The sequence below is a fragment of the Parachlamydia acanthamoebae genome (genome assembly GCF_000875975.1).
GTDB classification, from domain to species: Bacteria; Chlamydiota; Chlamydiia; order Chlamydiales; family Parachlamydiaceae; genus Parachlamydia; species Parachlamydia acanthamoebae.
The window spans coordinates 56035-78828 of sequence record NZ_BAWW01000039.1; the positions used below are offsets into that span (position 1 = coordinate 56035).

General features: G+C 39.3%; 20 protein-coding genes. 8 read left to right on the plus strand and 12 right to left on the minus strand.

Features of this window, described 5'->3' with window-relative positions:
• Both AOM43_RS08360 and AOM43_RS08365 read left to right on the plus strand, forming a co-directional pair.
• Positions 1 to 1326, plus strand: a complete 1326-nt coding sequence (locus AOM43_RS08360; protein ID WP_059359842.1) for a flavin monoamine oxidase family protein — start codon at positions 1 to 3, stop codon at positions 1324 to 1326.
• The gene (locus AOM43_RS08365; protein ID WP_013925354.1) at positions 1313 to 2248 is read left to right on the plus strand and encodes an antibiotic biosynthesis monooxygenase; all 936 of its coding nucleotides are present in this window, start codon (positions 1313 to 1315) and stop codon (positions 2246 to 2248) included. Before AOM43_RS08360 ends, AOM43_RS08365 begins: the two co-directional genes overlap by 14 nt.
• On the opposite strand, the gene aroE is transcribed toward AOM43_RS08365, so the two are convergent.
• The 5 genes from aroE to aroA are packed head-to-tail and all read right to left on the minus strand — an operon-like array spanning position 2223 to position 8231.
• Entirely contained in the window at positions 2223 to 4247 is a 2025-nt protein-coding gene (aroE, locus tag AOM43_RS08370; RefSeq protein WP_059359844.1) for a shikimate dehydrogenase, read from the minus strand. The genes AOM43_RS08365 and aroE overlap by 26 nt on opposite strands.
• Complete coding sequence (gene aroB, locus AOM43_RS08375) at positions 4228 to 5337, minus strand: 3-dehydroquinate synthase (RefSeq protein WP_059359846.1); 1110 nt, start codon at positions 5335 to 5337, stop codon at positions 4228 to 4230. Before aroB ends, aroE begins: the two co-directional genes overlap by 20 nt.
• Positions 5334 to 6425, minus strand: a complete 1092-nt coding sequence (gene aroC, locus AOM43_RS08380; protein ID WP_059359848.1) for a chorismate synthase — start codon at positions 6423 to 6425, stop codon at positions 5334 to 5336. The genes aroB and aroC overlap by 4 nt, the downstream gene beginning before the upstream one ends.
• Positions 6415 to 6948 (minus strand): shikimate kinase, encoded by a 534-nt coding sequence (locus AOM43_RS08385; protein WP_059359850.1) that lies wholly within the window; start codon positions 6946 to 6948, stop codon positions 6415 to 6417. The genes aroC and AOM43_RS08385 overlap by 11 nt, the downstream gene beginning before the upstream one ends.
• On the minus strand, positions 6945 to 8231 hold the full coding sequence (gene aroA / locus AOM43_RS08390; RefSeq protein ID WP_013925358.1) for a 3-phosphoshikimate 1-carboxyvinyltransferase: 1287 nt from the start codon (positions 8229 to 8231) through the stop codon (positions 6945 to 6947). Before aroA ends, AOM43_RS08385 begins: the two co-directional genes overlap by 4 nt.
• Before the next feature lie 136 nt (positions 8232 to 8367).
• Between aroA and AOM43_RS08395 the strand changes: the two genes are divergently transcribed.
• On the plus strand, positions 8368 to 9039 hold the full coding sequence (locus tag AOM43_RS08395; RefSeq protein WP_006342038.1) for an HAD family hydrolase: 672 nt from the start codon (positions 8368 to 8370) through the stop codon (positions 9037 to 9039).
• On the opposite strand, the gene AOM43_RS08400 is transcribed toward AOM43_RS08395, so the two are convergent.
• Positions 9032 to 9460 (minus strand): YiiD C-terminal domain-containing protein, encoded by a 429-nt coding sequence (locus AOM43_RS08400; protein WP_006342039.1) that lies wholly within the window; start codon positions 9458 to 9460, stop codon positions 9032 to 9034. The genes AOM43_RS08395 and AOM43_RS08400 overlap by 8 nt on opposite strands.
• A 215-nt stretch (positions 9461 to 9675) precedes the next feature.
• Between AOM43_RS08400 and AOM43_RS08405 the strand changes: the two genes are divergently transcribed.
• The 4 genes from AOM43_RS08405 to AOM43_RS08420 are packed head-to-tail and all read left to right on the plus strand — an operon-like array spanning position 9676 to position 15219.
• Complete coding sequence (locus AOM43_RS08405) at positions 9676 to 10119, plus strand: host attachment protein (protein WP_006342041.1); 444 nt, start codon at positions 9676 to 9678, stop codon at positions 10117 to 10119.
• A 21-nt stretch (positions 10120 to 10140) separates the two neighbouring features.
• Positions 10141 to 12669 carry a magnesium-translocating P-type ATPase gene (mgtA, locus tag AOM43_RS08410; protein WP_006342042.1) on the plus strand — a complete coding sequence of 843 codons (2529 nt, stop codon included), beginning with the start codon at positions 10141 to 10143 and terminating at the stop codon, positions 12667 to 12669.
• The gene (locus AOM43_RS08415) at positions 12666 to 14564 is read left to right on the plus strand and encodes a heavy metal translocating P-type ATPase (protein WP_059359852.1); all 1899 of its coding nucleotides are present in this window, start codon (positions 12666 to 12668) and stop codon (positions 14562 to 14564) included. Before mgtA ends, AOM43_RS08415 begins: the two co-directional genes overlap by 4 nt.
• A 16-nt stretch (positions 14565 to 14580) precedes the next feature.
• On the plus strand, positions 14581 to 15219 hold the full coding sequence (locus AOM43_RS08420) for a phosphoribosyltransferase (protein ID WP_059359853.1): 639 nt from the start codon (positions 14581 to 14583) through the stop codon (positions 15217 to 15219).
• 90 nt (positions 15220 to 15309) lie between these two features.
• Here the strand turns inward: AOM43_RS08420 and AOM43_RS08425 are convergent, their stop codons facing one another.
• The 5 genes from AOM43_RS08425 to AOM43_RS08445 all read right to left on the minus strand — a co-directional run bounded on the left by AOM43_RS08425 (position 15310) and on the right by AOM43_RS08445 (position 20783).
• Positions 15310 to 15750, minus strand: coding sequence for an Hsp20/alpha crystallin family protein (locus AOM43_RS08425; protein WP_006342045.1), 441 nt, complete (start codon positions 15748 to 15750; stop codon positions 15310 to 15312).
• 138 nt (positions 15751 to 15888) lie between these two features.
• Positions 15889 to 16827, minus strand: a complete 939-nt coding sequence (locus tag AOM43_RS08430) for a hypothetical protein (protein ID WP_013925360.1) — start codon at positions 16825 to 16827, stop codon at positions 15889 to 15891.
• Between the two features lie 115 nt (positions 16828 to 16942).
• Positions 16943 to 18145 carry an ABC transporter permease gene (locus AOM43_RS08435; RefSeq protein WP_013925361.1) on the minus strand — a complete coding sequence of 401 codons (1203 nt, stop codon included), beginning with the start codon at positions 18143 to 18145 and terminating at the stop codon, positions 16943 to 16945.
• On the minus strand, positions 18142 to 18846 hold the full coding sequence (locus tag AOM43_RS08440; protein ID WP_013925362.1) for an ABC transporter ATP-binding protein: 705 nt from the start codon (positions 18844 to 18846) through the stop codon (positions 18142 to 18144). The genes AOM43_RS08435 and AOM43_RS08440 overlap by 4 nt, the downstream gene beginning before the upstream one ends.
• Positions 18847 to 18920: 74 nt before the next feature.
• Positions 18921 to 20783 carry a glycosyltransferase gene (locus AOM43_RS08445; RefSeq protein WP_013925363.1) on the minus strand — a complete coding sequence of 621 codons (1863 nt, stop codon included), beginning with the start codon at positions 20781 to 20783 and terminating at the stop codon, positions 18921 to 18923.
• Between the two features lie 94 nt (positions 20784 to 20877).
• Between AOM43_RS08445 and AOM43_RS08450 the strand changes: the two genes are divergently transcribed.
• Positions 20878 to 21555 carry a DUF2490 domain-containing protein gene (locus AOM43_RS08450; RefSeq protein WP_006342050.1) on the plus strand — a complete coding sequence of 226 codons (678 nt, stop codon included), beginning with the start codon at positions 20878 to 20880 and terminating at the stop codon, positions 21553 to 21555.
• Here the strand turns inward: AOM43_RS08450 and AOM43_RS08455 are convergent.
• Positions 21552 to 22787: an MFS transporter gene (locus AOM43_RS08455; RefSeq protein WP_006342051.1), complete on the minus strand. Its 1236-nt coding sequence runs from the start codon at positions 22785 to 22787 to the stop codon at positions 21552 to 21554. The two genes, AOM43_RS08450 and AOM43_RS08455, sit on opposite strands and share 4 nt — an antisense overlap.
• Positions 22788 to 22794 lie beyond the last annotated feature (7 nt).

A 22794-nucleotide genomic window follows, 5' to 3' on the forward strand; every position in this document is an offset into this window, starting at 1 on the left:
ATGGATGTCATCGTCATTGGAGCCGGTTATGCCGGCTTAGCCTGTGCTTATGCACTCGCTCAAAAACATTGGAATGTTCTTTTACTAGAAGCATCACACAGACCCGGTGGACGTGCATTAGATTATAGCCTAACTGATTCTCATCCTGTAGAAATGGGCGGACAATACATTTGTAAAAGGCAAAAAAAAATTCATGCTCTTTTAAATGAATTTAGGATTCAAACGTACGAGACAGACAACGAAGGGCAACATTTTTTAAAAAATGATCGCCACAATTTTTTACCACTTGATTCCTTTCATATCCCTGATGAATTTAATGCTGCATTAAATCTGCTTGAAAAAATGACAAGACATGTCAGGTCATCCTCTGCTCAACATTGGAATTCAATTACCTTCCAAGAATGGCTCAATCAAAGCTTGCAATCTCCAGATGCCAAGCAGTTGTTTCGTTTCATGATCAACCAAGGCTTTTCAGTCGAACCTGAAGAGGTGTCATTACTTCAAATGCTTTGGTTATTTAAAAGAAATTATGGGCTACCAACATGGACATTGGGAGGCGCTCAGGCCAGTCGAATCGAAGGAGGATCACAAGCTCTTGCACATTGTCTTTCCGAATCTCTCGGAGAGCGCATTCATTATCGGCAAGCTGTCAAAACAATTATACAAAATCAAGAAGGGGTACAGGTCCAAACGGCTGATCAGCAATTTCATGCTCAAGCAGTTGTGGTTTGCATTCCACCTAATCGCGTTAAAACACTTGCGTTTGATCCGCCTCTCCCTCCGCGATACGCTCAGATATTTGATGCGTTTCAAGTAGTGGGACAAACGCTGAAAATACAAGCTGTCTATGAAAAACCATTTTGGCGTCAACAAGGTTGGTCTGGTAACGGAATCTCCTTAACTGATATTCCGATGTTAACGAATGACAATAGCCCTTTAAACTCTTCTTTAGGCGTTTTATCAGGAATGCTAACCGCTTCCGCAGCATCAAAATGGATGTCCAAAGATCAAGAAGAAAGAAAAAATGCCGTTTTGCAGACATGGGCTCATGTTTTTGGAAAAGAGGCTTTAACTCCCCTTCAATATAAGGAACATGATTGGACAAATGATCCCTTTATCTCCTGTGGACAAGCTAGTTACTTATCTCCAAATGCTCCTCATGAAATTTTGGAAGATTCCGCTTTACCAAGAGTCAATCGCATTTTATGGGCTTCTTCTGAATTGGCAAAAGACTGGAGTGGGTGTTTAGAAGGTGCCATCTATGCCGGGGAGCAAGCGGCTCAAGAAATAGCAATGGTCTTGGAGAGATCGTATGCCTCAATATAGCGAGAATCCCATCATTCTCAGCATTCTAACAGAAATTCCCTCTCTTTCGGAATCGGCATTTACGGATTGGCAAGCACATTTCAATTCCCAAATTGTCAATTTCTCAGGATTTATTAGCCTTGAATTTTTAGCCCCTACTAAAAAGGAAAAGCATTGGCAAATTGTGCAAAGATTTTCTGATCAAGCGAGCGCATCCAAATGGAAGCATTCAAATCCTTATCAGGAACTATTAAAAGAACTCAGCAGTCTAGCTCCAGATGGCAAAATTGAAGAGATTCAGGTGGATGCGGCTAGCTTTGAAGGGGTAACAGAGATCATTATCACGGAAGTAAGCTCTGATCGGGTTGAGGATTACCGAAAATGGACAGCAAAGATTCATCAAGCCGAAGCGAAGTTTGCTGGCTTTCGAGGCGTTTATATTCAATCTCCTGAGGAAAATCGAGGAAAGCATTGGATCACTTTATTGCAATTTGACACGATGGAAAACTTAGACCAGTGGTTGAATTCTTCTGAAAGAAAGACGCTGTTAAATGAATCGGCCCCCTTTATCTCATCGCTTGAAATCCATCGCGTCATCTCCCCTTTTGCCGGCTGGTTTGCTTCCATCGCAAAAGTCAGTGAAATCCCAGCTGTGTGGAAACAGACCATGATTGTGTTGCTTGTGCTCTTTCCTATTGTGATGTTGGAGATTAAATTCTTATCCCCATTCACCGCAGGCCTAAACCTTTCATTAGCCACATTCATCGGCAACATGATTAGCGTATCACTGATTGCCTTTCCTTTAATGCCTCTTGCAATTGGACTACTCGGCTGGTGGCTATCGCCTGAAGGCCGAAATCGTCGACTCTATACGATCCTCGGCACATGCCTTGTCATTGGGCTTTATCTTTTAGAAATTATGCTTTTTTGGGGTTCAAGCTAAAAAAATCTTGCGCACGCACACTGTAGAGGACATGCCGAGATAAGGGATGTTCCAAGGACAATCGAGGGTGATCAAAGTCATCCTCTGGATGATGTTTCATTCCAATTTTTTCCATCACCTTTCTTGAGCGTTCATTTTGAACAGTTGTGAATGAAACAATCTTATCAAGATGTAGTGTTTCGAATCCATATTGCAAAGCAGCCAACGCCCCCTCTGGAGCATAGCCTTTTCCCCAAAAATCATAGGCGAGCCTCCATCCAATTTCAACAGCAGGAGTAAAACTGGCCTCAAAAAGAACTTTTGATAGTCCAATAAATCCAATAAAATCGGAAACGCCAGGGAGTGAAACCGCCCATAATCCCCATCCTTGTTCATCCATTTTTGAGATAATTCTTTGAGCTAATGCATCACTTTCTTCCCGTGTGAGCGTTGCTGGGAAATACTCAAGGACTCGCGGATCTGCGTTGAGCTTAGCAAATGGCTCTAGATCACTCTCTCGCCAAGGGCGCAAGATTAATCGTTCGGTTTTGATCGAGCTTAAACTCGTCATGACCTTCTCCTCTAAAATTTTTTGGGATTTATTCCGATCCATTCGTTTAAACCATAATTTAAATTGTCCTAGCGCCTGGGCTATGAACATCTGATAACCAAAAATTACCTGACAGCCTTTTTTTAAGGCATTTTCAAGGAACAATGATACTTTAGGCTTTGTTTTAATGTCCATGACAAGAACATGTGGAAGAATATCTTCAAAAGCAATAGGCATGGGCACAGACGTGCAGTTAATTAAAATATCGTATCCCACTTGTGCGCAAGCTGGCATCTCATGTAATCCTTTTCCCTGGCAACCAAATGCATGGGCGATTTCGTAGGCTTTTTCTGGAGATCGATTAATAACTGTAACCAAAGCCTTTTTCTGCACTGCTTCATAGGCAATTGCTCGAGCAGCACCTCCCGCTCCAATGATGACGACATGTTTCCCTTGAATTCCACATTTGGTCTCCAAAGCTTCCATAGCACCCATGCCATCCGTATTAAAACCATAGATTTGATCCTCTTTAAATTGCAGGGTATTGACAGCCCCGATTTTTTCTGCCTTCACATCGAGGTGATCGATAAAGGACATGATGGATTTTTTTAGAGGCATTGTGACACTAAGTCCACGAATGGGCAATGCTTTGGCTAATTCGAGGAATGGGGATAACTCGGTACTTTTAACAGGAATTTTTACATAAACAGCATCCATCCCACACGCTGCCAACACAGCGTTGTGTGTTTCATCGCTAATACTTAAATTAACTGGATCTCCGATCAATCCATAAATGGCGGTTTGGGATGTCAATGTGCGGTAGCGGTACTGCTCAATCAATAACTTTGCGGATAACTGTCCTAGAGGATTTTTGGGATCTTCATCAAGAGATGCAAATGTAAAAGGATGGTTAACAATAGGGCCTAAGATCCGACTGATTTGTCCATTAGGTCCCATGCTAATCGGAATCAGTTTTGCATTCTGATTTTTAGACCAAACCAGCAAGCGCATCGTATCCACAGAGCTTTTAGCCGTCACAGCAATTTTATAAAAATGAGCTGGGATTTTTTGCATGTCTGCGTACAAATGATCGAAATTTTCGGGAGTCTCTTGCAAATTGTGATAAGAGAGGATTAACTGGATTTCTGGATGTAAAGAAGAAATATCTCTCACCACATCTTCAGGCATATGGCTTTCCAAATCTAAATAGAACGGCTTTAATGCTGCGAGACGATAAATGTGCTCAACGCGGCTTTCTTCCGATTGATTGAAGTTTCCCCCCTGGGCCTGACTTCTCAAAGTAAAAATCATCGGAATAGAAAAAATCGATTTTAATTCCAGCAAAGAGGTTTCATCCACATTTACAAAAAGGTCTAAACGTAATTCAACAAGATCGGCGTATGGCAAAGCCCTTTCAATCTGCTGGCGTGCTTCTAAGTACGTCGGCCCTTTAATGACGACACAAATCATGATTCATCCATTCTACAGCTTTTCTTATGGTTTCATCTTCCACGGAAATGCAAGCCTCTTTAAAAGGGCTCCCGATTTCTTGTAACATCACAAAACGGGGTTTCCCGTTTAACGATTTTTTATCTAAAATCATCGCATCATATAGTGTTTCAGCAGAAAAAGGGATTGGGAGTTGCAAAGGAAGCGCATATTGTTTCAAAATTTGCCAAATTTTGTCAAAAGACGCTTGCTTAAGATACCCATTGAGGACAGCCAAATAGCTTTCTACAAGTATTCCTATAGCAACAGCCTCCCCATGGGATATTTCGTAATGCGTTAAATGCTCTAAAGCATGCCCAATGGTGTGCCCAAAATTGAGCAAATGCCTTTTCCCATTTTCTTTTTCATCTTGCTCCACAATACTTTTCTTGATTAAACAACTATCGTAGATAGCTTTTCGCAATAACGAGGGCTCTAAGGCTAATATTTGATCCGAATGGTTTTCTAAAAAATTAAAATAAGAGGCGTCTGCAATAGCTCCATGCTTAATCATCTCCACAATCCCATTTCTTATCTCATTTGAGGGCAATGTGCTCAATGTCGATAAGTCCATCAATACAAGCTTAGGTTGGTAAATACATCCAAGTAAATTTTTCCCTTGAGGAACATTAATACCCGTTTTCCCCCCAATGCTGGCATCTACCATTCCTAATAGAGTGGTTGGCAACATGACCAGAGGAACACCTCGGCAGTATGTAGCCGCAATATAGCCAGCTAAATCTGTCACAACACCTCCACCTAATGCTAAGATACAAGTATCACGACCTAAGTTTTTTTCTAGGAGTTGATTTTCTATATATTCTTTGGTTACCCGCGTTTTATTTTCTTCTCCATGAGGAAATGTAAACAAATGGACTTCTAAACCCTGATTTAAAAGCGCTTTTTTAATATTTTCTCCATATAAAGCACCTGTCATATCATCTGCGATAATTGCAAATGTATAACCAAATGGGTTCAAAAAATGAAGTAAATGGCCTAAAATATGGTTGTGAATTTCAATTTTATATTGAATGACTGTACCAGGAATAGAGCAAGTTAATGGCGAGCTCATAATTTAACACACCGATTTAAAAGCATGGCATCCGCAAGGACAATAGCAAGCATGGCCTCTACTACAGGGACAGCGCGAATGGCGACACAAGGATCATGGCGAGACCCCTCAGGCAACTGAAATGCAGCCATCTCTCCTTGCATTGTGACAGTTTTTTGAGGCTGCATAATGCTTGATGTCGGTTTGAAGGCGACCCTTCCGACTATGGGCATTCCATTTGAAATTCCTCCTAAAATGCCGCCTGCATGGTTTGTTTCCGTTTGAATTTCCCCCGAGATGTTTTCAAAACGATCGTTGTGCACAGATCCAGGCATCGATACAGATTGAAATCCTTCTCCTATTTCAAAACCTTTGGAAGCCGGTATACTCATCATAGCATAGGCTAAATGTGCCTCTAATTTTTGATAAATGGGATCTCCTAATCCAACAGGAATTGACAAAGCAGCAAATTCAACCACTCCACCAAGAGAGTCTTTTTCATTAATCGCTTTTTCGATTAAATCAATCATCGCAGGAACACTGTTTAGGTCCGGACAAAAAAGGGGACTTTGCTCCATGAGGTTTCGCATCTCTTCAATTTGACGCACGTCAACATTTGCCTGTATGAGGCCAATTTGCTTGATATAGGCAATTATTTGAATTCCTTGTATTTGCAAAAGTTTTTTGGCTATAGCTCCTGCAGCCACGCGACAAGCAGTTTCTCGTGCAGAAGCCCTGCCGCCGCCTCTATAATCAAAAATTCCATATTTTTCTAAATAAGTATAATTTGCATGCCCGGGTCTAAGCAAATCTTTAATGGACTCATATTTGCTCGAATCGGCATCATGATTCGAAATGAGAATGCTAATGGGAGCACCTGTTGTCTTGCCTTCAAATATGCCTGAAAGAATCTGAGCTTTATCATTTTCAACACGAGGAGATGTATAGAGGTTGCGACCTGGAGCACGTAAAGCCAAAGCAGTCTGAATGTCACTTTCATGTATATCTAAGCCAGCAGGACATCCATCAACCACCACGCCAATTGCTTTGCCGTGGGATTCTCCCCATGTTGTCATTCTAAAGATATTTCCAAAGGTGTTACTGGCCATGCTTGATCTCCTCGTGATTTAAAATGGCAGCTGTAATTTCTTCTACCGTCAGGCAATGCGCTTCTATTGTGACATGAGAGGAAGCTGCATACAGAGGAAGTCGTTTTTCGGCGATTGCATAAAATGCCTGCTCAGGATACGATTTCTCCAAAAAAGCAGGAATCCCTTTTACAGCGGTTCTCTTCCAAGCCTCTTCTGGTGATAGCATGAGATAAAATAGAATGCCATTGTCTTGCAAAATTTGAACATTCTTTTGCACATGAAAGGTTCCGCCACCCGTTGCGATCACGCTTTGATGCGTATTTTCTAATGTTAACACCTGTTCATTCTCTAATTCCCTAAAAAAAGATTCCCCTTCTTTTCGGTAAATTTGTCGACAGGACAGCTTTTCCCCAAATTCCTTTTCATAAGCACATTCGATCATTTCATCTGTATCAATGAACGTCCAATTTAATTGGATTGACAATCTCTTCCCCACCGTTGTTTTTCCGCTCATAGGCAAGCCGCATAAAACAATGTTCATGTGCACTCCTGAATATTGGCACCTAAACGATTAAAGTCGCGTACAAAAGTGGGAAATGTTTTAGAAACACACTCTGTTGAAGTCAAAAGTGTCTCACCTCGAGCTCCCAAGGCTGCAACGGTAAGAGACATCACCATACGGTGATCTTGGTAAGAATGCAATTGTGCACCATTTAAAATAGATTTTCTCACAATTAAGCCATCTTCCAATTCAGAAACATCAGCACCCATTTTTCGCAATTCTGTCGCAATGCTTGTAATACGGTTACATTCTTTCCGCCTTGCTATAGCTGCATTACGGATGTGTGTTTCACCATCTGCAAAACAAGCCAAGACACTTAATATCGTGATGGAATCAATAAAATTGTTAATGTCGACAGAAATCCCTGAAAGTTTTCCCCCTCTCTTGACGAGCAAGATGTTTTGGGTTTCATCAAAGTGAAGCTTGGCTCCCATTCTTTGAAAAACAGAGAGCAGTTCTTTGTCGCCCTGCACATCATGCATGTCGATATTTCTTACAACAAGCTCGGAGTCTGTCACTAAGGCTGCAGCAATAGGAAAGGCCGCGGAACTGAAATCTCCAGGAACAGTATAATCAAAGCCTTCATAGCACGCGTTGCCAAACAAACGATAATGGGTAAAGTTGTGGTTTTCGTAAGGGATCCCAAGTCGATCTAACCAATTAAGCGTAAGGTTAATCCAAGGTGTTTCTCCGGGATTTTTGACAACTATTTCAATGGAACCCTCAGCAAAGGCTGCGGCAATTAACAAAGCAGAAACCGGTTGAGAATCTTCACCATTTATAACTGTTTTGCCTGATTTAATGGGTCCCTGGATAATCACAGGAGCAAAACCATCTCCTCGCATGGATGACTGTGAAACACCTAATTGCGAAAGGCCTTCCAAAAGAGGTTGCATAGGCCTTTGATGTCGAATGGAGTGATCTCCCGTTATCACAATGGGGAGGGATCCCAAAGCTCCAATGGCTGTGCAAAAACGTAAGACAATGCCCGAATTACCGGCATCAATCACATTCTCTGCGTATGCAATTTTTCCGCCCGTTCCCCTTATTTCAATACATGTGGGAAAAACCTCAATTTTTGCCCCTAAATGCCGACAAGCTTCTATCATTGCGTATGTATCGGGAGAGGCCAGATAGTGGTGAACGACACTTTTTCCTTTAGCTAAGGTCGCAAAAAGAATGGCACGCAAGGTATGTGACTTGGATGGTGGTATTCCTATCTCTCCTGTTAACGTCGCTGGTTTAATGAGATATTTTCCCATTTTGTTACTCCATCTAAATCCTTTACATCCATTTTCCTCTGTTAGAGAAATTAAACCAAGCATCTTTTGAAAATGTGGAGATTTTGATTCTTTTTTGCTAATATAAACGATTTAATCAATGAGACTTTAGGGAAACATGAAAATTCAAGCTGTGTTTTGGGATTACGACAATACTATTCTAGAAACCGCAGAAGCTCATTGGAATAAGCATCACACAGTCTTAAGACGTCATGGCATTCATCTTCCTGAGAGTTACCGCCAACGCGTTTATGAGAACAATGGCGTGCAAAATTGGGATTGGATGCATCAAGAGCTTGGCTTACCAATTTCTCAAGAAAATTACCTGTACGAGATAGATGCTGAATTTCAACAGGCGATTCAAACTCTTGAAATGCGACCCGGAGTTTCTCAGCTTTTAGCCTTGTTCCAAGATCTGGAAATTCCGCAAGCAATTATTACAAATGCGCGGCGTGATTCCGCAGAGCCTGTATTACAACGCAGAGGGATAGCAGCCCTTATGCAATTCATTCTCTTTAAAGAAGATTATGAAGGTCGTAAACCTGATCCGACTCCCTACCTAGTCGGATTAACAAAAATGGCAAAAGTCCTGGAAGAGCCGATTCATGCTAAGCAATGCGTCGCCATTGAAGACGATCCAAAAGGTGTAGAGGCGGCACATAAGGCGGGCCTGATAGTCATACATCGTAAACTTCGTGAAGATGATCTTGATAGCCCCTTTGCTGACTATGCCTGCTACCAAACAGATCACTTTCTTGAAGTGATGCAAAATATCATGCCACTCAAATAACCGCAAAAGTTGCGTGATAGTCTACGCAAAGCTTCCCTTTCTGGTATATTTTAGCAAATAGGCGTATCCTCCCCTTCCCTCTTATTTTCAGGATTTTAATAAAACGATCCCATTCCTCTTTTTTAGGAAATTCACATTCTGCTCTAAAATCTTCGCTGACAGGGGCATCGTACGAGACTTCGCTTTTCGTAATGACAATTTGAAAAGGCTCATTATGTAAATGGATATACAGCAAACTCCAACATGCCAAGGTCGCCACTGCATGCAGGCTGCCCCCAAAAACGGTTTTTTTATGATTAATGTTGTTGGCAAGAGGAGCAAACAAGATGACTTTTTGCGGGGTTGCCAACTCCACCTTTATTCCCATGGCCTGAGTAATCGGAATATGCGCGTAAAGATACGCCTCTACTTTTTTTTCCATGATGAAAATCTCAATTTTTATTCAAATGATTCCAGCTTAATGCATCATTTAAAACATCGGTAGTTTTAATTTTTTTAAGCACTTCATCCAAGAAAAAAACATTTGACTTCTTACTTAGAGAACACTCATATAAAAGATATATGAATTTATAAAAAGATTTTCTTTTATCTTTAATTAGCAAATAGATAAGTTTTTATTTTGCAAAGGAGACTTGTATGCCAACAAATCATTCCACCACATGGGTTGTCGTTGCTGATAAATGCCAAGCAAAAATTTTTCGCCTTGTAAAATTTCCTAAAATAAAAGAAATCGATTATTTAGAACACCCTGAAAGTGGAGCACGCAATCAGGATTTGATCTCGACAAAACCTGGGCGCAATTTTCAAAGCGGAGGAGTCACTCGACATGCCTACCAACAAGAAACAGATCCAAAGCAATTGGAAGCCATGAAATTTGCGACTGAAGTCGCTAAATACTTATCCCTTGCAAAACAAAAAGAAGAATTCAGCCGACTCTATATATTTGCTGAACCATCTTTTCTAGGTTTACTCCGTCAACACCTCACCCCAGAAATTCAAAAAACGATTGTCTCAGAATCGACAAAATGCCTCACTTCTTGTGACACCGAATCTATCGAAAAACACCTTCTTGAGGTTTAAAAAGATTTTCATGTTAGATGTATGTTAGATACCTCCCAATCATTTTGGTCTCTTTCAATCCAAGAAATTTTAAAAGGGATTGAAACAAATCTAGAGAATGGGTTGTCTGATGCTGAAGCAAAAAAACGCTTGAGAATCTATGGTGACAACGTTCTTAAAGTCAAAAAAAGTAAAGGCACATTACAACTGCTGTTTGCACAGTTTAATACACCTTTAATTTACATGCTTCTTTTTGCAGCCGGTCTATCTTTGCTGCTTTATGACAGAACGGATGCCTTAATTATTTTTGGCATCATCGCGATAAGTACCTTATTAAGCTTTTACCAAGAAAGAAGTGCTGTAAAAGCAATGGAACAGTTGCTGAAGATCGTCCAGATTAAAGCCGCTGTTATCAGAAGTGCACAAAAAAAAGAAATTCCCATCGAAGAAGTCGTTCCCGGAGATATTGTAGAACTGCATGCAGGCGACATCATTCCTGCTGACAGCTATGTGCTTGAAGCTAAAGATTTGTATGTAGATGAAGCCACATTAACAGGGGAAACGTTTTATGCAGAAAAATTTGCAAAAGTCACTCCGCAAAGTGCACCCATTTCTAAACGAACCAACATTCTTTTTATGGGAACCCATGTGATCAGTGGAACAGCTAAAGTGGCTGTCATCGTAACAGGAAAAAATACGGAATTTGGCAAAATTTCTGAACGACTTTCCTTAATCCCTCCTGAAACAGAATTTGAACATGGAGTGCGTCGTTTTGGTTACTTTTTAATGGAAGTAACATTTGTCCTTTTAATCATTATCTTTGCATTTAATGTATACCTAGCAAGACCTTTAGTCGAATCCTTGTTATTTGCTTTGTCTCTCTCAGTTGGACTAACGCCCCAATTATTGCCCGCAATTATTACAATCAATCTGGCTCATGGGGCAATTCGAATGGCTAAAAGCAATGTCATTGTCAAAAAACTTGTGTCGATTGAAAATTTTGGAAGTATGGACATTCTATGTGCCGATAAAACGGGAACTCTGACGACGGGAGAAGTCAAACTCAATAAAGCTTGTGATTTCAAAGGCGTAGAAAATTCCAAAGTTGCTTTGTATGCTTACCTAAATGCTTTCTTTCAAACTGGATATACAAACCCCATTGACCAGGCTCTTATGCATGGCACTTCACAAGATATTCATGCGTGGAAAAAGTTAGATGAAGTTCCTTACGATTTTATTCGAAAGCGTATCAGTATTTTGGCCGAAAATGAAAACTCACGCTTCATCGTCACAAAAGGGGCTTTCCAACAAATTCTCAGTATTTGCACACATGTTGAAACATCACCCGATGCGATTGAGGAGATACGTGCATGGACTAATGATTTGAAGAAGCAATACATCACATACAGCAAAAGTGGATTTCGTGTCTTAGGGCTGGCATATCGTAAGGAAAACGATATTTCAATTTTAACAGCTGAATGTGAGTCTCAAATGATCTTCTTAGGCTTTTTATTATTTTGGGATCCAATCAAAGAAGATATTGCAACATCTGTCGATAATTTGAAGAAACTTGGTATTTCATTAAAAATCATTACAGGGGACAACCGACTTGTCGCATTACATGTCGCAAAGCTTCTAAATATCCCTGAAGAAAAAGTTTTAACAGGACCACAACTGCATCAAATGAGCGATCAGGCCTTATTAAACCAAGTGAATCGAAAATCCATTTTTGCCGAAATCGAACCCAACCAAAAAGAACGTATCATACTCGCTTTAAGAAAAACAGGGCACGTCGTGGGATTCTTAGGGGATGGAATCAATGATGTGACCGCCCTTCACGCTGCGGATGTCAGCATTTCTGTTGATAGTGCTGCTGATGCGGCCAAAGAAGTCGCAGATATTGTTCTGATGGAAAAAAATTTGTCGGTCCTTGAGGAAGGTGTAAAAGCGGGAAGAATGACATTTTCTAATACACTTAAATACGTATTCATGGCAAGTAGTGCAAACTTCGGCAATATGTTCAGCATGGCGGGAGCCTCTCTTTTCCTTAGCTTTCTTCCTTTATTACCCAAGCAAGTCCTCCTCACAAATTTGATGACAGATTTTCCCGAAATCACGATAGCTTCCGATAATGTAGATAAAGAAATGATCGAAAAACCGTTGCGCTGGAATATTGGGTTTATTCGCAAATTTATGATCATATTTGGACTTATTAGTTCTATTTTTGATTATGCAACTTTTGGCGTTCTTCTATGGCTTAAAGCCTCTGTAGAAGAATTTAGAACGGCTTGGTTTATTGAATCGGTCGTTTCGGCCACATTAGTCGTTCTTGTCATTCGAACGTTTAAACCATTTTTTGCAAGCCTTCCAGGTAAATATTTGTTAATCGCAGTGACGTCAGTCGCCATTATGACTCTTTTCCTTCCCATAATGCCTTTTGCCAATTATTTGGGTTTCACCGAACTCTCCATGAAATTCTATCTTTTTATAACTCTAATTGTGGCTCTCTATATCGCAACTGTTGAATTCGCAAAAAAAAAATTTCTACGAAAAGGCTTAAATAATCTATGAATTCTGAGCATATGCAAAGTTCTAGAAAAGATAACAAAAATTTGCTTGGCACCGAAGGTTATATCGCCATTCTGGCCCTTGTTTGTATCTTCTTACATCTAATCTTTCGCTTTCTCATTCCTACCCTTTCTCCTTTTGCTCTTTACCCCTTGTACATCACGCTCGCAATTGGTGGCACGATTCTAGTCTTAGGCCTTTTATCCAAGTTGCTTGAATTTAATTTTGGCTCCGATTTACTTGCCGGCATATCCATTATTACGGCTGTTCTTCTTGGAGAATATTTAGCAGGTGCCTTAGTAGTGCTCATGCTTTCAGGCGGAGAAACTCTTGAAAACTATGCAATTCGAACAGCATCTAAAACCCTTCAAGTTTTAGCTAACAGAGCCCCTACCATTGCACATCTCAAAAATGACGGCTCTTTCACAGATCTCCCTGTGGAAAAAATTAACATTAACGATACGCTTTTGATTTTTCCTCATGAGATTTGTCCTGTCGATGGCAGTGTGATTGAAGGTAATGGTGTTATGGACGAATCCTACTTAACAGGTGAGCCCTTTTTAATTTCGAAAGCACCTGGATCGACAGTGATATCGGGATCGATTAATGGAGATGCTTCTTTAACCATAAAAGCTGAAAAATTGGCCGGAGATTCCCGCTATGCTAAAATTATGCAGGTTATGTCTGAATCCGAACAAAAACGGCCGCGAATCCGCCGATTAGCAGATCAGCTGGGTGCCTGGTATACGCCCATTGCCCTTTTAATTGCGTTTGCAGCATGGTTTATGAGTGGAGATCCCATACGTTTTTTAGCTGTGCTTGTGATTGCGACCCCCTGCCCGCTGCTTATTGCAATTCCAGTGGCGATTATCGGATCGATCTCTTTAAGCGCTAAACGAGGTATCCTCGTTAAAGATCCGGTTGTTTTAGAACAAATTGATCAATGTAAAACAATGATTTTTGATAAGACAGGCACATTAACTTATGGAAAGCCCACTTTAACTGAAGAAACTCTCTATAACAATAATAGCGCTCAAGATGTTTTAAAATTTTCGGCTTGCTTAGAAAGATATTCCAAACATCCCTTAGCAAGTGCAATTTTAGAAAAAGCCACACACAAAAAAATCCAACTCATAGATGCTGAACACATTAGTGAACCTAAAGGAAAAGGGCTTCAAGGAATTGTCAATGGGCATGAGGTGATGATTACAAGCCGAAAATACCTTGAACAATTAGGTCTCGAAAAAGAAAGAGAGCAACTCCCCTACAGCAGCGGTCTCGAATGTATCATTATTATCGACCACCAACTAGCTGCTCATTTTCAGTTTAGGGATGCTCCAAGAACAGATAGTAAATCATTTGTTCAGCATTTATTTCCTAAGCATGGATTTAAAAAAACGCTCATTATTTCAGGAGATCGAGAAGAAGAGGTCAAGTATTTAGCTGAAGCTGTTGGAATTAATGAAGTCTATGCAAATAAAAGCCCTGAAGAAAAAGTGAAAATTGTTTTAGAAGAAACCAAACTCGCTAAAACAGTTTACTTAGGTGATGGAATAAATGACGCTCCGGCATTAGCCGTGGCTACTGTTGGGATTGCTTTTGGACAGAATAGCGATGTAACTGCCGAGGCTGCAGGGGCTGTGATCATGGACAATACACTCGAGAAAGTCGACGAATTTCTCCATATTAGCCATCGTATGCGTACAGTCGCCTTACAAAGTGCTGTGGGAGGCATGGCTCTCTCTTTAATCGGAATGGTCATCGCGGCCCTTGGTTATTTACCTCCTGTCGCAGGAGCAATCAGTCAGGAAGTTATTGATGTCTTAGCTATTTTGAACTCTCTTAGAACCATTTGGAAACCAAAAATGATGACTGATATGCCAATAAAAGCCAAATAAACATTTAGGTATACATATGAACCACTTTAAAGATCGGCACGATGCGGGGAGACAGCTTGCAGAACTTTTAGAAAAATATAAAGACAAAGATGTCATTGTTTATGCCCTGCCACGTGGAGGGGTTGTCATAGCTGAAGAAATCGCTAAATTTTTACATGCTTCCCTCGATTTAATTTTTGCTCACAAAATAGGTCATCCTTATCAAGAAGAATATGCAATTGCAGCGATCTCCGAACATGGACTAATCGTCGAAGCATCTGATGAACTTCGATTTGTCGATAAAAAATGGTTCGAAAAAGAAAAAGAACGACAAGTACTTGAAATGAAAAGAAGACGTGCCCTGTATTTGAAGAACATCCCAAAAAAATCCGCAAAAGATAAAATTGCCATTATTGTGGATGATGGCATTGCAACAGGTCTCACCATGCAAGCAGGGATTAAGGAATTAAAATCCAATCAACCAAAAAAAATTATCGCAGCCGTCCCTGTAAGCCCCAAAAGCACCGCACAATTATTGGCCAGTATGGTTGATGAATTTGTGGCCATTGAAATCCCCCCAGATGGGCAATTTTTGGGAGCCGTAGGAGCTTATTATGATGAATTTTACCAGGTAGAAGACCAGGAAGTTATCGATATTTTATCTCAAAATTCTTAATAAAAGTGGAAAAAATACATTAAATAAAAAAACCGAATCATCGCTTTAAACAGCATTAATTCGGTTTATCTAAACTTGGACTAAGTGGATTTACTTTTTCTTATTCCCTGACTTAACCTTAATTTTTTTTGTTTCAGCATGTTTGGCTAATTGAAGAGAAACTTTTAAAATTCCATCTTCGTAAACAGCTTGTGGCTCTTGCTTTTCATCAATTTGAGCAGGCAATGGAATAGAGGAGGAATAGCTTCTTTTAGAAAAACGATAAAAATTTCTTTTTTTGTCTTTTTCTTCTTCTTTTAATTCTCCTTTTATCCAAAGAACCCCTTTATTTAAGCTAACCTCAATATCGTCTAAACTAAGTCCTGGAACAGGCACTTCTACATGAAGCTGATTATTCTCTTCATAGATACGCACACCTTTTATAGAAAAATCGTCGGATAGCACATTACCAGCAAAAAGATTCGGCCATAAGTTTGCGAGCTGTGTAAACGGTCTATCAGAAATAAGATCGGGTAATAAATCTCGAGCCATAATTCATCTCCTTTAAATGATATAAAACGCATTTTTCCCTTCTCTACCATATGAATAAATAGAAGGGATTTATTCTCTCATTTACAGGATATAAAAAATTTTAATCAAGAAGTTATTGACGACCTTTGATGTGCAAATCTAAAACATTCTGCATTTTTCAATGGCTCGTTCCTGAAGATCTTTCATTTTGCATGTTACGGCCTCTTCCTGCTCGGCAAGCCTCATGATTTTTTCTACATGATTGTTAAACAAATCAACATCTGTTTCTTCCTCAAAGCAAAGAATACTATCTTCTTCCCAAAATAATCCTTCCTTAGCATTCATAAATTCAATCAGTTCAATTGCCGTCTGCATAAACTCTTTCTCGATGGAAACATAACTTTCCCACAAAGGATTTGATTGTGCATTTCCTCTTTCCATGCTAGCTTTGCAGCGAATTCTTAATTCTTCACGGGGTAATTCAGCTATCTCATTATCTAAATTCAGCATGTATTTTTTGAGATTAAGATCTAAAATGCTGATTTCTGCCAAGAGAATGTTAAGTTTTTCTATTAACTCTGCCCGCTTCAACTGATCGCATAAGCTTGTTGGATCAAATAATTGTTCCAAGCCCGATTCTTCTAATTTTAGATTATATTTTTGCATGTCATCCACACGGCTAGTAACGAGCTTGTCAATGATCCGTAAGACATCTGCCATGTCCCCATATTCATCCGTTGAATATTTTTTTTCTGAACTATCCACACTCACTCTTAAAGGATCTTTTTCAAGCATATCCAATAAGGCTAATTTCGTATTTTCAAATTCTGTTTCAATTGCTTCTTGGCTTGTTGATAAAGTCTTAATTCCAGCAATTAATGAAAATAATGTCGCAAAGCAAATTAACCCATATGGAGCATTTTTACTTTTAAAGAACTTTGAAATTCCATAAGCAAACAATGCGGCCCAAAGTGAAAATCCGGTGAGTTCACAAACTTGCCATGCAATGCTATTTTGGGAGCTCATTCCGTTAGCACATAAAACGATAATCCAAAAAACAACACTGAGAACTGACATCACTGTAATCAAATTTTTCATGGCAACCTTCACTCTTTCATTCATGATTTGCTATTTTAAACTTCAGAATATTCGTACAAAAGAGAATAAATTGTCAAAATATAAATATAAAACACAGGAAAACAACGACGATAAGCTAAAAAGCCCTGAGAGCTTTTGCAATTGTCATTCTCGCGACACGAATACCAGCAAAAGTGGATGCAATGATAGCTGCTGCAGAACTGAGCCCAAGCGTTACGTACACCATGGACCATTCGAATTCAAAAGAAATGTAAAAAGGACGTGTCAAACCTGGACCTGGGGGCATTAAAATCCCGTTGTCAAGAAAGACTTTTAGGATGACATAAGCCACACATATTCCTAAGCAACTTCCTATCACTCCGAGATATGCGCCTTCTAGAATAATTAAACGTATGATATCTGCAATCGATTCTCCATTAGCGCGAAAATTCCCAATCTCTTGCTTTCTTTCTAATATAGAGGATGAAATAGAATTAAAAATTCCTAATAAAACAATCGATAGAATAATCATTTGGATAACATGAAATTGTGCATGGAGCCAATCAACAGAATGTTGATAGTAAACTTTGTCCAAAATTGCAAAAGAGGTTGTTTCAAGATTCGGAAATTTTGCTTCTAATGCTTGTGAAAAGGCATCCCAATCCGAATCACTTCGCAATCCCACAGAGATTAATTCGACTCTGGAAGTCTTTAATAAGGCCTGTGCTTGAGATAATTGAATCCGAAAGATGCGATTATCAAAATCGAGAGAACCAGTATGAAAAATTCCTGTTACAATAAATGTTTTTTCACTCATTGTTCCATCTGTGGATGTCACAAATAAAGAGATCTCTTCTCCTGGAGATACATCCAAAGCTTTTGCTAATCCCTTTCCTAAAAGAATCCCTTTTTCTTGGTGGACAAGTGTTTCTCCAGATTCCACGTTCAGGCTATAAAAGAATTCCGCCTCTTCTTCGGCCACAATTCCATGCCCATATCCACTTACCCCCACGTTTCCTTTTTTCAATAACGCTGGAAAGTTTACGCGTGGGAAAACATGCTCAACTGATTTTTGCGTAGATAAAAAAGCTTCAATTTCCTCACCATTGCTCATCCAATGATTCCATGGATCCACATAAACAGTTTCGCGGTAATCTCTTTCATTAATTTGACCATGTCCATAATGGGCATGAATCGTATTTTCCTTATATTGATTCAATACACCGTGAATAAATCCTTTGAAGGAAAATAAAACACCGGTTCCTAATGCAATTGTAAGTAGTATTGCCAGCGTTCTTCGATAATTGCGAAATAGATTCATGAAAGAAAGAAAAATCATAGCGCTCTTCTAGTTAATATTTCTGATAAAATTCCGTCCTTAATCAAAAAATTATAATCTGAATAAGATTGAACCATGCTGTCGTGAGTGGTTAAAAGAACGGATACCTTTTTTTCCTCAGCTAAAAATTGGAAAATGTCCATAATTTCGCGGCTTGTTGCTTGGTCTAGGCTTGCAGTGGGTTCATCTCCGATAATGACTTCTGGATTTTTTGCGATCGCTCTGGCAATGGCAACCCTTTGCCTCTGTCCTCCACTTAATTCAGATGGTCTTTTTTTACGATGGTCCCACAGGGATACAGCTTCCAAAGACTCTTGCGTTCTCTTTTTGACGTCGTTGCTAAGCAGACCTTGTCTATGCAAAAAATACGAGACATTCTCCTCTGCTGTTAAAACAGGAATTAAATGAAATTGTTGAAAAATGAATCCAATTTTGAATTTCCGAATATGATTTTTCCGTGATTCATTCATTTGAGAAATGTCTTCATTTTGGAAATAGATGTTCCCCTTTTGTAGAGGTTCAATAAATCCGAGAATATTTAATAGTGTTGATTTTCCAGAGCCGGATGGACCAGAAAGAGTCACGAGTGATTGGCTTGGAATATCAAAGGAAATATCACGAAGAGCATCAACTAAGTGAGATCCTAGTTTGTAGGAAAAAGCCACATTTTTTAGACAAAAAACAAAATCTTTCTTATTCATTTTCAATAATCCATTAGTTAATTAACGGATTATCAATTAATTACTTTTTAATATCAATAAAAATGAATTTAATACTATTTAATATGGGATGTTTCAATGCTTTTTTCAGAGAGAAACGCCATAACTGGTGCACATAAAAAAGAAATAATTTGATTAACTATTCCTAACCAAATTAAAAAAATAATATCTGCCGGCCAAAAGCTAATAAAAGGAATTAAAATGACAGCGATCACAGCATAAATAATCGCTGAAATGATCTCTTGCTTACAAGAGAGAAAAGCCCTCCACAAACTTGTTTTTGCCTTAAATTTATCTGTGCGAATCCATGTCAATTGACTTGACATCCACGCTTTATAAAACGCAACATTCCGCGTAAAAATGAGCGATCGCGCCGCTAAAGCCGATAATAGGTATTCCTTCCAAGATCCACCAAGTAAGCGGATAGACAACCAATTACTAAGAATATTCTTAATAAAGACGATAGGGATAGCCCACAACACAGCTTTTGGCAATATGAAGGACTGCTGTTTTACAATAGCAAACCACAAGCATATGCACAGAATAGGAATATTGATGAGAAAGCTCAAGGATTCACTAAAGAAAATGGATAAACTGTGAAAAATTTCACCAAATTTTTGCGCTAATGAAAGACCGTTCTTTGCCCAAGGCAAATAGAGGCGCCAATGTTTTTGGATTTGTTGAACAGGGCCTGCTGACCACCGAAAACGTTGCAGCTTGTAACTTTCAAATGTTTCGGGGATTAACCCGTAACCAAAGGTTTCTTTTAGATAATAGCCTGCAAAACCTAATGCGTGGATCCGTACGGCGACTTCCGAATCCTCTGTAAGACACCATTCTGCCCATCCTCCAACTTCATCTAGTGCAGTTCGACGAATTAAACACATAGTCCCAATCGTGTAGGTCACATCCCATTCATTTTGGCCTGGCAGCTCCAATTTGAAATGGGTTTCATATTCATAATAACATGCCGCTTGATAATGACTATGGTCCCAATCTCTATAATCCTGACAAGATTGTACAAAGCCAATTTTTGGATCGTCAAAAAAGCCCACAAGACGGCTTAAAAAATCTTCCTTAGCCACATAGTCTGCATCAAAAACCGCAATCAATTCAGCTTGTGAAGCAGTGCATTTTAGACAGGCATTAAGTGCTCCAGCTTTAGCCCCTGCTAGCTTGTCGATGTGATAAAAGCGGAAACGCTCGCCAAGCTGCAAACAATGTGCTTCAACAGGAGCCCAGACCGTTGGATCTTTGGTATTGTTATCTAATACGATCACTTCAAAATGGGGATAGTTAAATCGGGAAATAGCATTAAGTGTTTCGATAACAAGTTCTGGGGGTTCATTGAAACAAGGAATGTGAATCGAGACAAAGGGGGAATTTTTTTTTGATTGATCTGCGATTGTCAGTCCCCTTTTCAATCTAGGAAAACGAAAATATAAATCTGAATACCTGACTAGTGTAATCCAACTCAGCATCACCGTGTTGAATATCATCAAACAGCCGAGCGACCCCATTAAAGTAATGAAAATAGCAGCACTTAGCCAATGCTCAAAATAATGGAATGAGGCCATTACAAGTTCACTCAGCCAAACAATTCCATAAAAGGCGGGTAAGATCATGCTCACTAAAAAAAAGACACCAAATAATGAGATCGTCGAAATCAATCTATAAAAACATAGAACAAGCAACACACTGACGCATAAAGTCGCCATCACAGGCAAAAGTTCATGTATCATTGTCCAAGTTGCACATGCAATTCCTAGAAGCGTGATTGACCAAATAATCCCGGAGACTAAATTTGACTTCCATCGAAAATAATAAACGGCCAAAAGCAAAAAAGCTGAGGCCAAAAATAGAAACATAGAAAAATAAAAGCCGGCCGTTGTAAAAGCTGTTATTGGCAACTGAAGCATTTCGATTCTCTCTTTCGTATACTACCAATCCATAACATTGATTGACTAAAGTAGAGAAGTATTTTGTTTTCCTTAAGCGAGTAATAAGCCTTCTATGACACACCATTTTTCCTTTGCGATAGGAATCGTCAAATTTATTTTTTTTATTCTTTTTTTCCTTTCTTTACAGGCTAACGAATTTGACGCTGAGTATTGGCAATACTTTACTTTGAAAAATTTTGAAAAAGGACCCTACAGGCTGTATTCGTCTGGTGAATTCAGGATGGATCGCGACGCTTCAACACTCTATCACTATCGCATCACAGAAAATTTCGCTTACAAAGCGACTTCATGGCTTGATTTGGAAGCTCATTACAGTTTTATTCGCACTAAACCGATCGAAACAAGAATGTTTCATCATACGCATCGCTTAGAGCTGGAAATCAATCCATCCCTCCAGCTAAATGATCGCGTAGTTATCAAATGGCGTAACCGTCTCCAAATCCAAAAAAGGCAAAATAACCCCCGCATTGAATACATCTTTAGACATCGCATCATGTTAGTTTTTCCTCTTGAAAATTGGGGAAAATTAACTGAAATCAAATGCTATGATGAGCTTTTTTATCATTGCCATTCTCACCATTTTACTCAAAATCGTTTTTTCCCCATCGAAATGACTTTTAAGTTTAAAAAAACATATCTGAATATTTTTATTATGCTGCGACGATTTGCTAACCAAGCCACTCGAACACGTCTTAGTAGCGTGTGTCTTGGTTCCGAAGTCGGTTTCTAAATAAAGAGCTTTCGAAGTCGCATAAAAAATATCCCTGCTGTGATAAGCAATAGAAAACCCCCTACATGCATGGGAAGACTTGGATAATGCCCAACGAAAGAGCCAGAACACAGAGGACTAAAAATGAGCGCAGCAGCATTTACAGAGCTTAAAATGCCTAAAGCTTCCCCCTGATTTTCTGAAGAAATGCTATTCGAAACAAGTGTTGTAGAAGAGGGAGTCACAAAGGCGACAAAATAACAAATGAGAAATAAGAGCGGCCAAATTAAGAATGAAATCGGCAAAAAAGGAATGCTTAATATCGTGATTCCTGACAGCAAATTCCCCCAGAAAAAAAGCTTTTCTGCAGTCAAAAACTTGGTGAAAGGTCGAATAAGCAAACCTGTGCTCAAAGCATAAAAGCATCCTGATGCCGCATAAAAAACACCCAACATTGTTGCTGTAAAATTCAGCTGAGAAATCAAATAAACAGGAGTAAACTCAAAAAAATAAGACCAACCAAAATTATGAAGGAATGAACAGAGAAATACGATTCTAATCTCTCTAAAATAAAAGGCTTTTTTTATGCTAGTCAATCCAGAGCATAAACTTAGCTTAAGCTTTGCAGAGATAAAATGTGTTTCTTTGAAAAGAAAAAAGACAAATAAAAAATTCAGACCAGTTAAAACCAGCGCTAAAAGAAAGGGTGCGCTGTAACCAAAGGATGACAATATCCCACCAAAAAATGGTCCTAGCGTAAATCCCACGCCTAAAGCCATACTGTATAATCCAAAATGGTTCGCTTTCTCCTCGTGAGAGCTTAAATCGACAAGCGTGGCTTGAACAATCGACATATTACCTGCCGCACATCCGATGATGATTCGCGAAGCTAATAAAAGCCAAATATTGCTTACGAATACCCCCCAAAGAGCGAAAAGATAACCTAACATTGCTATACCTATGCTGATTTGCAAAGGTTTTTTTCGACCCATATTGTCAGAAATCGATCCCCATAAGGGAGCACTAAAGAATTGGGCAAAGGGCATCAAAGCAATCAAAATTCCTAGCCACAGCCCCCTTAAATCCGCATTGGTTTCAATTGACAAAAGTCCTGCTGATTGATCAAACAGCATCGCAGCAAATAAGGGGTAGACAAGTCCGACTCCCATATAATCAACAAAAGCAATAAATAAGGTTGCATAAAGAGTATTTTTCTTAGAACTGGTCAGCAAAACATCTTGTGAAAAATGCATCCTAATC

Bases quoted from the DNA above. Each gene is read 5' to 3' on its own strand.
- aroE (WP_059359844.1), bottom strand. From the start codon at position 4,247: ATGATTTGTGTCGTCATTAAAGGGCCGACGTACTTAGAAGCACGCCAG.
- aroC (WP_059359848.1), bottom strand. From the start codon at position 6,425: ATGGCCAGTAACACCTTTGGAAATATCTTTAGAATGACAACATGGGGA.
- aroB (WP_059359846.1), bottom strand. From the start codon at position 5,337: ATGAGCTCGCCATTAACTTGCTCTATTCCTGGTACAGTCATTCAATAT.
- AOM43_RS08455 (WP_006342051.1), bottom strand. From the start codon at position 22,787: ATGCATTTTTCACAAGATGTTTTGCTGACCAGTTCTAAGAAAAATACT.
- AOM43_RS08435 (WP_013925361.1), bottom strand. From the start codon at position 18,145: ATGATTTTTCTTTCTTTCATGAATCTATTTCGCAATTATCGAAGAACG.
- AOM43_RS08415 (WP_059359852.1), top strand. From the start codon at position 12,666: ATGAATTCTGAGCATATGCAAAGTTCTAGAAAAGATAACAAAAATTTG.
- AOM43_RS08395 (WP_006342038.1), top strand. From the start codon at position 8,368: ATGAAAATTCAAGCTGTGTTTTGGGATTACGACAATACTATTCTAGAA.
- AOM43_RS08445 (WP_013925363.1), bottom strand. From the start codon at position 20,783: ATGCTTCAGTTGCCAATAACAGCTTTTACAACGGCCGGCTTTTATTTT.
- AOM43_RS08440 (WP_013925362.1), bottom strand. From the start codon at position 18,846: ATGAATAAGAAAGATTTTGTTTTTTGTCTAAAAAATGTGGCTTTTTCC.
- AOM43_RS08385 (WP_059359850.1), bottom strand. From the start codon at position 6,948: ATGAACATTGTTTTATGCGGCTTGCCTATGAGCGGAAAAACAACGGTG.
- AOM43_RS08425 (WP_006342045.1), bottom strand. From the start codon at position 15,750: ATGGCTCGAGATTTATTACCCGATCTTATTTCTGATAGACCGTTTACA.
- AOM43_RS08430 (WP_013925360.1), bottom strand. From the start codon at position 16,827: ATGAAAAATTTGATTACAGTGATGTCAGTTCTCAGTGTTGTTTTTTGG.
- AOM43_RS08420 (WP_059359853.1), top strand. From the start codon at position 14,581: ATGAACCACTTTAAAGATCGGCACGATGCGGGGAGACAGCTTGCAGAA.
- AOM43_RS08365 (WP_013925354.1), top strand. From the start codon at position 1,313: ATGCCTCAATATAGCGAGAATCCCATCATTCTCAGCATTCTAACAGAA.
- mgtA (WP_006342042.1), top strand. From the start codon at position 10,141: ATGTTAGATACCTCCCAATCATTTTGGTCTCTTTCAATCCAAGAAATT.
- AOM43_RS08450 (WP_006342050.1), top strand. From the start codon at position 20,878: ATGACACACCATTTTTCCTTTGCGATAGGAATCGTCAAATTTATTTTT.
- aroA (WP_013925358.1), bottom strand. From the start codon at position 8,231: ATGGGAAAATATCTCATTAAACCAGCGACGTTAACAGGAGAGATAGGA.
- AOM43_RS08405 (WP_006342041.1), top strand. From the start codon at position 9,676: ATGCCAACAAATCATTCCACCACATGGGTTGTCGTTGCTGATAAATGC.
- AOM43_RS08400 (WP_006342039.1), bottom strand. From the start codon at position 9,460: ATGGAAAAAAAAGTAGAGGCGTATCTTTACGCGCATATTCCGATTACT.
- AOM43_RS08360 (WP_059359842.1), top strand. From the start codon at position 1: ATGGATGTCATCGTCATTGGAGCCGGTTATGCCGGCTTAGCCTGTGCT.